The 12,675-nt window shown below is 58.5% G+C and carries 9 protein-coding genes; 5 read left to right on the top strand and 4 right to left on the bottom strand.

Annotated features, from left to right (window positions below):
- Positions 1-182 precede the first annotated feature (182 nt).
- From VFQ24_08565 to VFQ24_08585, 5 genes are all read left to right on the top strand, one after another.
- Entirely contained in the window at positions 183-923 is a 741-nt protein-coding gene (locus VFQ24_08565) for a prepilin-type N-terminal cleavage/methylation domain-containing protein (GenBank protein HET9178394.1), read from the top strand.
- 36 nt (positions 924-959) lie between these two features.
- On the top strand, positions 960-1,550 hold the full coding sequence (locus VFQ24_08570; protein ID HET9178395.1) for a hypothetical protein: 591 nt from the start codon (positions 960-962) through the stop codon (positions 1,548-1,550).
- 11 nt (positions 1,551-1,561) lie between these two features.
- A complete protein-coding gene (locus VFQ24_08575; protein HET9178396.1) occupies positions 1,562-2,629 on the top strand; it encodes a hypothetical protein in 1,068 nt (355 codons plus the stop codon).
- A gap of 13 nt (positions 2,630-2,642) precedes the next feature.
- Positions 2,643-4,361, top strand: a complete 1,719-nt coding sequence (locus tag VFQ24_08580; protein ID HET9178397.1) for a hypothetical protein — start codon at positions 2,643-2,645, stop codon at positions 4,359-4,361.
- A 369-nt stretch (positions 4,362-4,730) separates the two neighbouring features.
- Positions 4,731-6,278: a DegQ family serine endoprotease gene (locus tag VFQ24_08585; GenBank protein HET9178398.1), complete on the top strand. Its 1,548-nt coding sequence runs from the start codon at positions 4,731-4,733 to the stop codon at positions 6,276-6,278.
- Positions 6,279-6,452: 174 nt separating this feature from the next.
- On the opposite strand, the gene VFQ24_08590 is transcribed toward VFQ24_08585, so the two are convergent.
- The 4 genes from VFQ24_08590 to VFQ24_08605 all read right to left on the bottom strand — a co-directional run.
- A complete protein-coding gene (locus tag VFQ24_08590) occupies positions 6,453-7,844 on the bottom strand; it encodes a TolC family protein (protein HET9178399.1) in 1,392 nt (463 codons plus the stop codon).
- A 53-nt stretch (positions 7,845-7,897) separates the two neighbouring features.
- Positions 7,898-9,457 carry a copper oxidase gene (locus VFQ24_08595; GenBank protein ID HET9178400.1) on the bottom strand — a complete coding sequence of 520 codons (1,560 nt, stop codon included), beginning with the start codon at positions 9,455-9,457 and terminating at the stop codon, positions 7,898-7,900.
- The gene (locus VFQ24_08600) at positions 9,454-10,020 is read right to left on the bottom strand and encodes a cytochrome c (GenBank protein HET9178401.1); all 567 of its coding nucleotides are present in this window, start codon (positions 10,018-10,020) and stop codon (positions 9,454-9,456) included. The genes VFQ24_08595 and VFQ24_08600 overlap by 4 nt, the downstream gene beginning before the upstream one ends.
- Before the next feature lie 730 nt (positions 10,021-10,750).
- On the bottom strand, positions 10,751-12,675 hold a 1,925-nt coding region (locus tag VFQ24_08605; protein ID HET9178402.1), incomplete at its 5' end, for an SEC-C metal-binding domain-containing protein.

Below are 12,675 nucleotides of genomic sequence, written 5' to 3' on the forward strand. Positions count from 1 at the left end.
CCATATTAGCCCTTGGGTGGCCAGGGCTACCGCCAGGTTTCCAGCATCCCGCTCGGCGGCAAGGCTGAATAACGACCTGCTGCATCAGCAAGTTAGATGGTGGCTATACAGATAGATAGCAACCGATTCAGATAACAGCCGACTCTAGAGTGGGCAAGCCAGACAGCCGATGGAATTCAGATATGGCGCAATGCAGGACATCGCCGAAGTTGTGCCTGCTGCGAGGGACTGCCTGGCCAGAGCCAGAACCTGGGCGGTTGCGCTCGCCGCTGGGGGGGAAGAAGAAAAGCAAGCAACGGACGGATTCCTTCCGTGAGCCCGCCTTCACGCTGCTGGAGATGCTCATTGTGGTGACGGTTGCCGGCGTCGTTGCGGCAATGGCCATCCCACAGGCCTATGATGCCGTCAAGGCCTACCGGCTGCACGCCGACGCGTCGGCGCTTGCAGACCAGTTGAACATCGCGCGCATGAGGGCGGCATCGCAGTTCGCGCCCTACCGCGAGGTTGTTAATGCCTCTTCCGGGACCTACTGGCGGGAGAAGCTCTGTGGCGACACCACTACCAGCACCGATTCCGCCTGCACTTCAGCATATAACGCGCTGACGACGACGGGGATTGAGGGTGGGACGCAATACGTGATGGAGGGAGACAGCATCTCAAGCTGCCGGCCATCCTTTCTCAGCGCCAGCGGCTACCCGGGAACAATCGAGGCGGATCCGAGCCCCCGCCCGGACCCGATTGAAGTCTATTTCAACACCCGTGGCACTCCCGTGGACAGCAGTGGCGACCCGCTCGGCAACGGTGGAGCGGTGATTTATGTCCACAACCAGCACAACCTGGTGGATGCAGTGACGGTATCGATTGGCGGAGCGGTGACCGTGTGGAACTGGGACACGGCCAGCAGTTCCTGGATGAAGCGATAAACGGTCGCATCGTGGGGAGGGGGCGAGGCAAGAGGAATGCAAAGCCCGGCCGATGACAGTGGCGTGACTTTGATTGAGACCCTGATTGCTGTGCTGATCGCAGTCATCGGACTGTTCAGCGTGGGAGGTCTCATTTTTCAGGCGACGGTGACCAACAAAAATCAGGGCACCGAGGTTACGCGGGCGACCATTTACGCGCAGGACAAGGTGGAAAAGCTGCTGTCGCTCGACTTCAGCAACTGCACACAGGCGGCTTCTGCGCAGCCATCCGGTTGCAACACCACCAACATCACCGCGACGGGATGGACACAAGGTCTGCTTGCCGGGGGAGCCATCGGTCCCTCGGTCCAGGCCACCTGCCCAGCCTCCGGCGCCTCGGTCGGGTACATCGATTTCCTTGACAGCAACGGCATCCAGCTTCCCGGCTCTACGGCGGCCACCGGCTGCTCCGCGATCAGTTCTTCAGACATTTCCTATGTACGTATGTGGGGGATTACGGATGTGGCATCGACGGGTGGTCCCACCCTGAAGCAGATTTCCGTGGCGGTCTATTCACAGTCCGCCGTGAATACGAATTCCGGAAAACCGGTTGTGGTGCTTACAAGCTTGCTTTCAAATCCGAACTAGCGAACCGAGAGATGAAACGGGACCAAAAATCGCGGAGGGATTTTGCGGCGGGATTTTCGCTGGTCGAGTTGCTGGCCAGCGTGACCATCATCATGCTTCTCATGTCCGCGGTTTTTCCGTTTCTTTTTCAATCCCAGAAGAAATACCAGGCCAACCAGGTGGTTTCAGAGGCCAACCAGAGCGCCCGCGCGGCGATGGAGGTCATGACACAGGAGATCGGCCAGGCGGGCTTTAATCCGAATTTCACCACCGCCAAAACTTCCAGCAACACCGTGGCGGTGAGCTCAAGCGCGCAGTGCGTTACCCTGAGTGACATCAACCAGATCAATCCCGGCGACTGGCTCATTGTAGACACGGGACCAAACCATGAGCTGGTTGAGGTGCTATCAACTTCTAACGTTTCGGGGACGCCATGCAGCGCGCCCAATCAGATTGACGCTGTATTCCTGATGAGTCACGACGGGTCCACGACTGCGTTTCCCGCGATCAGTTACAAGATGCCTTACGGCAGCGGAATCCTCCAGACCTCCGGAACTTCGAGCGGTCAGAGGCTGGAATTCTTCGGCGACATCAACCAGGACGGAGTCATCCGCTACGTGGTCTACAGCCTGTCTCCGGCCAGCCCCGCTGCGACGGTCAGTATTGGTGGGACCACCTACACCCTGTACGGCCTTTATCGCTCGGTGACTACAGTGCCGTTCACGAACCTGCCTGCGCCTTCTACGTATACCCCGCCTGCGAACGATCAGGCGTCGCCCCTGGTCAACAATGTCCTCTATAACACCACGAACGGGAGCGGCCCCACGGGACAGCCGATTTTTGCCTACCCCGACCAGGTTGTCATTGGGGTCGTGCCAAACCAGATCACCGTAGTCGGGACGGTGGTTGTCACCATCAGTGTTGCGGTGAGCCCCAGGAGTCTCGAGTCTGAATCTCCGGAATGGTTCACCATGGCCACTCAGGTCCGGCCGCTGAACCTTCAGGCCGCCATCACTGTAAATAACGCGGGCGGAGCCATCTATCTGCCGCCTCTCCCCAAGAGTTTGCCCATGACCTTTCCATCGGATTACTACCCGTGAGGAACAGACTTCAATGAAAACGTGTTCGTTCAAAAGCAGCCTATCAGGCGGCCGCAGCGAGCGCGGTGTTGCGCTGGTTCTCGTCCTGCTGGCGATGCTGGTCCTCTCCGTGCTGGCCGCGGCGATCGTTTTCACCGCCCGGTCCGAAACTTTTGCTGCTTATAATTACAAGCTCGACACGCAAGCGGACTACCTGGCGAAGGCAGGCATACAGCGCGCCGTCAACTGGTTTCGCAGCACGCATTATCGAGCCATCACCCAGAGCGAGGCCAACACTTATTATCTGGTGACATCGAGCGGCAGCCCCTTTAATCTCTACACGTCCAACTCTTCCCCGGTGGTGTGCAAGTCCGACTGCTCCAGCAATAACAGCGGTGTGCAGTTGATTGGGTTCGGCAGCGGGACGTCGAATTTTCCGGCTATCAACAATAGCGAAAGCGCTCCGCGAGAGGTGGCCGATGCTTTTGCCTCGGACTTGAACGACGCTGCGAACACCCGCGTGTCCGCCGACGCGGACAATTCCGGATACTTCAACGTGAATGCCGTCCTCTTGAATTATCAGACAGTCAACGTCGGTTCCCAGCCGCCGCTGGCTGCCGCGCCGGTGGAGACCTGGCTGATTACTTCCAGAGCAACATGGACAGGAGGATCAGGCTCATCCACGAGAATCGCCACGGCAGAGGAACAGGCGATCGTGCAGCCCATTTACATTCCCACCTGGGCCAACGCGCTTTATGGATTTTGCTCGGTAAGCATGCAGGGGAGTTCCGGCACATGCACCGACGCCTTCAACTCGTCGCTGGGAGCGTACGGCGGCGGAAATCCGAGCGTAGCTGCGGGCCAGTGTGATTCCACCACCGCCAGCAACGTGATTGGCGCCGGGGCCAGTGTGGGCGCTAATGGAGGAGTCACGCTAGGGAGCAACGTGACGGTTTCAGGGGATGTTGTGATTGGCACGGGCGGCAGTTCCGGCTGCACAACCAGCGGCTACAGCGGGAGCACGAGCTCGGTGCTCGGGCAGGTGATTAACGGGCCGTATAAGGCGCCTGCCCCTGCGCCGAGCTTTCGGGCCAATTTCCCGAACGGCGCTCCTTCTTACTCGCTGGGTTCTGGAAGCGTGCAGGTGCTGCCAGTGGGCGCGACGTGGTCCAATAGTCCGTTTCCTCAGACGACGGGCGTGAGTCCTGCGACGAGCACGCCATGTATGGACACTTCCTGCGACGGTACTTCTGCCCACCCTTACGAAATTTCGAGCATCACGATGTCGGGTGGCGGGGGAGGCGGCAATGCGCCGGTGCTGGAACTGGTGGGAGGCTCCAGCCCATTAAATCCGGTCTATTACAATGTCGGCAGCCTCAGTGAAACCCAGGGCCAGATCAGCGTTTCAGGATACGTTGTCATCAACATCAAAACAAACCTGAGCCTTGGCGGTCTTGGGATCGCCAATGGTGTTTCATCCAGCATACCGCCCGAATGCGTTGCCATTAACTATGCTGGTACGAACAGCGTCTCGATCAGCGGCAACGGCGCTGTTTCAGCGATTCTGAGCGCTCCCAACGCCACTGTCACTCTGGGTGGCGGCGGGAGCGGGGGGTACTTTGTTGGGGCTGTGCTGGGCAACAACGTTTCCGTTCAGGGCGGCTATCCGGTCCACTACGATGTGCAACTCAGGCAGGCCGGAGGCTCGATGGGCGTGATGGTGACCTCCGCATACAGCCGCAAGAAAATGTAGAAGTCCGGTTGCTCTCCTGCCGGGCTTCAGCCTTCCTCCGTACGGGCCGGTATGTGGCGCACCCGGCCTTTTCTGTTTTGCAAGGTTTCAAACCTGGTTAACTAACTAGTATGTGACGGCGGCATTCGCTGGCCGCCTCGGCATGTGGTAATCTTATGATGTGAGGGATGGGCTGCCAGCGTTCAAAGTTCCTGAAGAAAAGGGAATCCCATCCTTCGCTTGGCCGCTGATCTACAAGCCCCGGGGTTAATCCGATAGGAAACCCTTCCGTGTTGGAAGCGCATCGTAGCTGATGGCAAGGTTAAGATTGAGCCGCCTCCGAATGGATTGAACTCTCGGCAGAAGAGTCACGAAAGGAGAATCTTTTTCATGCCGCGATTTTCTAAGCAATTTTTGTGCGAGAATTTCCTGGGCCTGAGCCTGACACTGATCGGCGTTCTCTGCCTGGTTCTCGCTTCTGTGATGTACCTCGGGCACCGCAGCTTTGCGGATATCGCGCTCGCCAATGGCCAGGCGCTGGATGGCCCGGATATTAACCAGCTTGAGCAGTTGAACAAGGCCTATGAGCGTATCGCTCAGGCCGTTACGCCTGCGGTCGTTTACATTAGTACCACGCAGGTGATGAAGGTGCAGCAGTCTCCCTTTTTCTCCGATCCTTTTTTCCGCCGATTTTTCGGTAATATGCCTGGGATGGTTCCGCAAAAGCAGGTCCTGCACGCCCTGGGTTCCGGCGTAATTGTTTCGCCGCAGGGTTACATTGTGACCAACAATCACGTGATCGATCATGCGACGGACATCGAAGTGACGCTCTCTGACAAGCGGAAGCTCCCTGCCAAAGTCGTGGGTGCAGACAAGCCGACCGACCTTGCGGTTCTCAAGATTGATGCTTCTGATTTGCCCGTCGCTTCCTGGGGCGACTCAGATGCTCTGCACGTCGGAGCTATTGTAATGGCCTTTGGAAATCCCTTTGGACTCACCAGCCAGGGCGGAGGAATCACGGTGACCCGGGGAACGGTGAGCGCGCTCGGCCGTTCGGGAATGGGCATCGAAGGTCCAGGAAGCCTGGAAAACTTCATTCAGACGGACGCCGCCATTAATCCCGGAAATTCCGGCGGTCCTCTGGTTAACGTCAGAGGCCAGGTGGTGGGTATCAACACCGCTATCCTCAGTGGAAATTCCGGACCCGGAGGCGAAGGGAGTTTTATCGGAGTCGGCTTCGCGATTCCTTCCAATACCGTCAAACGCGTGATGGAAGATCTGATTAAGAGCGGAAAGGTATCGCGTGGTTACCTTGGCGTCCTGGTGTCGGATGTCAATTCTGATTTTGCGAAGCAATTTAACGTTCCAGACACCTCTGGCGCCTTTGTCCAGAATGTGGAACCCAAAGGGCCTGCGGGTAAGGCGGACGTTCAAAACGGTGATGTCATTCGCAAGTACAATGGCAAGAATGTCCCGGACGCCGGGACGCTCACGACCATGGTGACGCAAACGAATCCCGGAACAACTGTCAAGCTGAGCATTCTGCGAAACGGCAAGCCCATGGACGTTACGGTGACTTTGGGTGAGAGGCCCGCGAATGCTGGCGCGGCTCCAAGCCAGGGTCAAGCGCCGTCGGGAAGCGCCCTGGAAGGCGTTTCAGTCCAGAACCTGACTCCGAGCCTGCGGGACCAACTGGGGATTCCAGCCAATGCGAGCGGGGTTGTGGTCTCCGACATCGACCAGAGTAGTCCGGCGGCTCAGTACCTCCAGCAGGGAGATGTGATTGAGAGCATCAACCGGCAGCCTGTCCATAACGTTGGCGACTTCAATCGCCTGGCTGGCGAAGCCAAAGGGCAGGTGCTGCTGCGTGTCATCCACCAGGGACAAGGGTTCTTTGTGGTGATTTCGCCCGGCCCTGGCGACGGCGGCGGACAGTGATCCGGTAGCAGTTTACCGGAACTCGGGTGACCTCAGAGGCCCCCGGAGCGTTGGAGTGATTCCTCGCAAGAACATGCGCGGAACTCAGTGTCAGCGTTCCGGGGCCTTTTCTTTTTGCGCGCATTAAGCAGAGAGGATTTGTTGCCCGACGTGCGCGGCAGAATACCCCGCTGGTCAGGGAGCGCCAGCCGGACGAACCTCGACGCCAGGAGAGACCGTCGCTGGCTCGCCGGGGGCAATGGGCGCAGCCAGTCCATTCACCAGCAGAAAACCCTGAATTTCCGTTCCTGTCTCACGGAGCTTGATCAGGTTCATCACGTAGTTCTCGCGAAGCTGGAAGAGAGTTCGCTGGGCGATCAAAACCTGGGGATACGCTGCGGCCATTTGCCGGTACTTTTCGAAGTAGAGATCGTATGCCTTCTGGGCCTGCGGCAGAATTCCCTTCTGATAGCGCTCGACTGATTCGAAAGCGTCAGAATAGTCCCGAAAGACCGGGGCAAACTCCGAGCGCAGGGAGAGCCTTATCCGGTCAAGTTCGCTGCGTGCGTGAGCCAGCTCAGCCGCGGCGGCTTTAACATTTCCCTGGTTTCGATCAAAAATCGGGATTTGTACTCCCACCTGGACCGAGCCTTCCCATCCGACGGGCCGGGAGCCAACTTCTCCGAGCAATTCACGGTTGTAGTCAAGCCCTGCGCCAACCTGGATGTTTGGTCGCGGTTCGAGTTGGGCCCGTTTGAGAGCCAGCTCGGCCCGGGTTATCCCTTGCTCGGCAAGTTTGACTTCGGGACTGTCCCGCAGGAGTCTTGAGAGCGCGCCCTGGGCGTTTATCTGAGGCAATGGGCCGGCCAGGCTCCCGGCCAGGGGCGTCACCGGGAGCGCAGGATTGCCCACTGTGGCGGCCAGTTGCTGCCAGGCGCGCTGCTGGTCATTCTTCGCTGCTGCAAGATCAAGGTCAGCGCGCTGAGCTTCAACTATCGCTTCCAGCATGTCCGGCTGGTCGGCCTGGCCCACGTTCAAGAGTTGGCCGGAAGTTTGAACGGCCTTGCGGGCGATCTCGGCCAACTCGCTTCGCACCTGTACCAGTTCTTGCGCCCCAAGTGCCTCGTAGTAGGCCAGGCGCACGGAATTCACAACGCGCTGGCGCTGCGCCGCCACAACGGATTCCGCCTGCGCCTGCTCCTGAGCAAAGACTTTCCGGCTCAGTCCCAGTTTGCCGAATGTGACAATGGTCTGCTGCACGAAGAGCCCGTGTTCGCCGCCCCGGATAATTGGCCCTGACGAAATTTCTCGACCCTCGTAACCAACTACAGGATTTGGATACAGGCCCGCCTGAATCTTGCGGCCCTCGGAAGCGCGCACGTCCGCCTGCGCCTGTGCAAGCGTGGGGTTGCGCTGCAAAGCCATCTGCTCAAGCTCCTCGATCGTCAGCTTGGCCTCGGGAGCGGTCGCCTGAGTGCCGGCCTGCTGGGCGCTACCGGCGTCCTGCGCTGGCAGGATCGTAGGTGTCGCCAGCGTGATGATCAGCGCGATAAAAAGGACGAGCAAAGTTTTCTTTTGATACATCATGTGTGCTTCTCCTCTTTTGAACTTGGTGAGTCCAGCCTGATTGCCAGCATCCGCTACTCGCCAGGTTGGTGGTGCATTCCAGGCGGCATTCCCGGATTCTCGTTTCGCTGATTCTTCTTGAGTTCCGTGATCTTGTCGTAAAGTTCGGGCGGCAGAACTCGGACCAGGGTCATCATCCCCATCACGCCCCCACTCCAGCCTTTTCTCAGCCCGTAGGTCTCAGGCTTCACAAACATTTCATCCATGGGCATAAACATGTCCTGCGGGTAGCCGGGAACCAGCTCGGGGTTTTTGTTTCCCAATGGCATGTTCATGCCGGGCATATTCTGCATGTTTTGGCTCATCCCCGGCACGTTCGGCATTTGGTGGGTCATTCCGGGCATCCCATGCTCTGCGCCCGCAGAAAGCGGCAGGTTGGTTGTTGCCTTCTCGTGGTCAGCGCCGATGCCGATGGCGCGACCCAGGCTCGGTCCGTTTTCTTCCGACATCGCGCTCCCCTGCCGCAGCATGCCCATGCCTTCTTCCATTCCCATGCCGGTGCGCATGCCGTGGCCGGCTTCCATCATGGGCCCAACCATCGAGACCATCTGGTTCATCATGTGGTGGGGCAGGTGGCAGTGCAGCATCCAGTCGCCCGGATATTTGGCCTCAAATTCGACGTCGCGGGATTGCGCCACGCCAACCAGGACAGTATTTTCAGGCCGCCAGGTGCTTTGGGGGGCGCGGCCGCCCTCGGTCCCGGTCACATAGAACGTGTTGCCGTGCAGATGCATTGGATGATGGTCCATCCCAATATTTACAAAACGGATGCGCACTCTTTCGCCCAGCTTGACAAGCAACGGGGTAGTTGCCGGGCCGGATTTTCCATTGATCGTCAGCCAGTTGAATTCCATCGACAGCGTATTCGGAACGGTGTTATTCGGCAGCACGGCCCACTCCTGGAGGACCAGCCCAAAATCCTTGTCCACGCGCGGCTTGTAGGGTTCCTTCGGGTGCATGATGAATAGGCCGATCAGGCCCATCATTTCCTGCATAGCCATGTGTGAGTGGTAGAAATAAGTCCCCTCCTGGTGCAGAGTGAACTCGTACACAAAGCGGCCACCCGGCGGAATCAGGTCTTGCGTTACTCCCGGCACGCCATCCATGTCAATGGGAATTTCAAATCCGTGCCAGTGCATGGAAGTCGCTTCCGGCAAATGGTTGTCTACGATCAGCCGCACGCGGTCGCCCTGAACAATTTGGATCGTCGGTCCCGGAGCGCTGCCGTTGTACCCCCAGGCGTCAATGGTCTTGCCCGGCACAAGCTCGCGCTTGACGGGCTCGGCAATTAAATTGAACACTTTGACGCCGTTGTCGAGCGTGTAAGAAAGTTGCGGAGGGACATCTGGAGTTTCGACCATGAGATGCCCCTCCCCCGCCGATGATGGCGCGGGCGGAGCTTGTGCATGCTTCGGTTTAGGCTCAGTCTTGGGCATAGGCATGTTGCCCATGTTCATCGGCATCGGCTGCTGGGCATGGGACTGGCCTTGCTGTTTTGCCCAGCCCTTCGTGGAAGCCATCAGCCCTGCACCCAACAACCCCTGACGGAAAAATTCTCTTCTGCTTCTGCTCATTTGCTGTCTCCTTTTTCTACTGCTCCTGGCGCGGATTGGTCTGCGCCGTGTTTCATCCCCGGCATGGGCGCGCCAGGTTCTTTCATATGATTGAGGTAGGCGACCAGAGTCCAGATTTCCTTGTCGCTCAACTCTGCGCTCCACGCCGGCATCCCGGTCCACCGGACTCCGTGCTTGATGACGTAAAAATTCGCGAATTCCTCCATGTCCGTCGGCTCTTTGGGAAATTGCGGGGCCGGAGGATAGAGGCGGACCCGCCACGCGGTTTCAGAATTGTCCATCGCCCCATGACATCTGGAGCAGTACGTCCCATAGAGCTTCGCTCCATCGCTCAGTGCCGATGCTGCCGGCTGGATGGGATTTTCCAGTTTGGGCGCGTAACGGTCGAGGGACGCATCCAGGGCCGCCATGGCGTGCTTCTTCTCAAACGCGGTTAGCGGAACGTCCGCGCGAAGGGCAACATGTCCCTGCTCGACATACTTGAGGACGCCTACCCCCAGGACGAACGCGCCGATGACCGCCAGAGCAAGCCCCGCCACGATTCCTAAGGCAAAATTTCGCATGTCAATCTCCTCCTGTTTTTCGCTTGCTTGGCGCACTCGTGCGTCTTCGTCAGGTGCGCCGCAGCGACAACATCCACGCAGGCAGACACAGCCGCTGAGGCCGTGCTGCAAATAGGCGCAATTCGCCTACTACGCCTGGGCCGTCAAAGGTTGGAATGGCGCTAGACGCGAAGGAGGGATTGCTTTTGACAAATTATGCGCCCGCTGTTAAAGCCGGGAGGTGAATGGGAAGAAGCATCCAGAGTGGAATGTGCGGGAACGGCGGCCTGGATCGGGAATGCAAATGGAATTGCCAGACCAGCCAAACTTGGAAGGTCGGGAGCGGGTTGACCGCCCGCCGGAACCAGAAAAGTGCCCGGAAGATGCACGTGAAATAAGCAGTTCTGCCCATGGGTCGGGCACTCTCGGTCTGGTGCTGTGGACTGCTGATGGGGGCATTGCGCGCCCATCGCCTGCGCCGTTTCGTTAGGGCAAACACCCATGGCGCATAGCGACGTGCAAATTACGGCATAGAGCCAGGCTACGTTCAAACCCGCAACAAGGGCAAGGGAAACCCCTCGCCGATTCAGATGCCGCACTTATCGTCCTTTTATCTTTGCGGATTCTATCCGTCTAGCCACCAGGAGTCAAGAAATCGTATGTCGATATGACCGTCGTATCGAGACATGTTAAATGTAAGCGACGAGAAACCGGCAAGATATCTGAGAATGAATCCGTCGCGCCGAAGCAATTACGATTCCACCGGGGGCGTCGAGGGAGTATTGGGTTTGGCTTCTCCGGCAGCGACGGTGGCTGGCGCGCCGTGGCATTTCTTATACTTTTTGCCGCTGCCACACGGACATGGATCATTCCGCCCAATCTTTTCCTTTCGGACCACCTGCTGAGGTTTTTCCATTACTCCGCCGCCGACCATACGCATTTCCGCCTGCTCGCGCCGCTTGCGTTGCTGGTATTGGCGAATCAACGCCTCTTCCTCTTCGGGCGTTCGCATCAGGAAAAGGTAGCGAAGTGTTTCATCCTCGGTGCGGTCCATCAGGGCTTCAAACATGTCAAAGGACTCGCGCTTGTATTCCACCAGGGGGTCGCGCTGTCCGTATCCACGCAAGCCAATGCCTTCTTTCAGGTGGTCCATGGCAAGCAGGTGGTCCTTCCATTGCGCGTCAACCACCTGCAGCATAATCATGCGCTCGTGGAACCGCATACGTTCGGGGCCCCAGACTTGCTCGCGCTCTTCGTAGCGCTGATGAACAGTCTGCTTCAAATCCTCAGCCAGCGGTTCGAGCAACTTGGGATCGAATGCCAATTCTTGCTTGCGGAGATCGACGCCAAAGCGTCCCCAGAATTCGTTCTGCAAGCCCTGAATGTTCCACTCATCTGCGTGCTGCGCCTTGGGGCAGTAATTCGTGACAAGCCAGTCAACTACCCGGTCAGCGGAGTCCAGCAGATACTCTTGCTGGTCGTCGCCCTGGAGCAGTTGGTGGCGTAAATCATAGATCGTCTCCCGCTGCTTGTTCATCACATCGTCGTACTCAAGCAGGTGCTTGCGGGACTCGAAGTTCTGGCCTTCAACCGCCTTTTGAGCAGCTTCGATCCGCTTGGTAATCAGGCGTGATTCGATGGGCACACCTTCTTCCATGCCCAGCCGGTGCATGATCTTGGAAATGCGGTCACCGGCAAAAATCCTCAGCAGGTCGTCTTCAAGCGAAAGGTAGAACCGTGATGAGCCAGGATCGCCCTGCCGGCCGGCGCGTCCGCGCAATTGATTGTCAATGCGGCGGGACTCATGCCGCTCGGTGCCGAGGATGTGAAGGCCGCCGAGGTCGATGACGCGCTCATGCTCGACGTCCGTGGTGGTCTTAAACCGATCGATGAATTCCGTCCACTTCCTGCGCCACTCCGCGTAGGCGTTGATGTACGCCTGGTAGATCTCATCTGCGGAGCCGGCGGCCGGTCGCTCAGGGGGTTCCGGGTCGATGCCTTGTTGGCGATATTTTTCAGGCGATTTGCGGAACTCTTCCCGCGCCAGAAACTCCGGGTTGCCGCCCAGCAGGATGTCCGTTCCGCGTCCGGCCATGTTAGTGGAGACGGTGACGGCTCCCACGCGGCCCGCCTGCGCCACGATCTGCGCCTCGCGGTCATGCTGCTTGGCGTTGAGAATGTTGTGTTTGATTTCGTGCTGCTCCAGCACTTCCACCAGACGCTCCGGGCGGCACTGGATTTCAATGAGGTAGTCGAGCACCGGAACAATTTTGTCCGAAGTCCTGGTTGCCAGTTCCACCAGACCCGGGACCGCCTCGGCTTCCAGCGGACCAACCGCCGGAGCGAAGTATCTCTCCACCTTGCGTTTCAGCAACGAGTCCACGAACTCGTTCCTGTTGCCATTCGGCGAGGCGGCGATTCCGGCGAAGCGCCCGTCCTTTAGTGTCTTCCTGACAGCAGAAAGCGTGACGCCGGCCCTTACCAGCCAGTTCATGGCGGGTTCGTGCTTCGCCTGAAGTTCCCTGGCCCACTTCTCCATCTCGCGGCCGTCCAGCCCCGCCTGCTTCAGCAGGTCCTGAAAATGCGCCGGCAGGTATCCGGCCTTGCGAAGCTGGGCGCTCAGCCGCTCCGATTTTTCAATGGCGATGGTGCCCACCAGCACCGGCTGGCCGCGCA

It is taken from the genome of Terriglobia bacterium (assembly GCA_035712365.1).
Lineage (GTDB): Bacteria > Acidobacteriota > Terriglobia > UBA7540 > UBA7540 > SCRD01.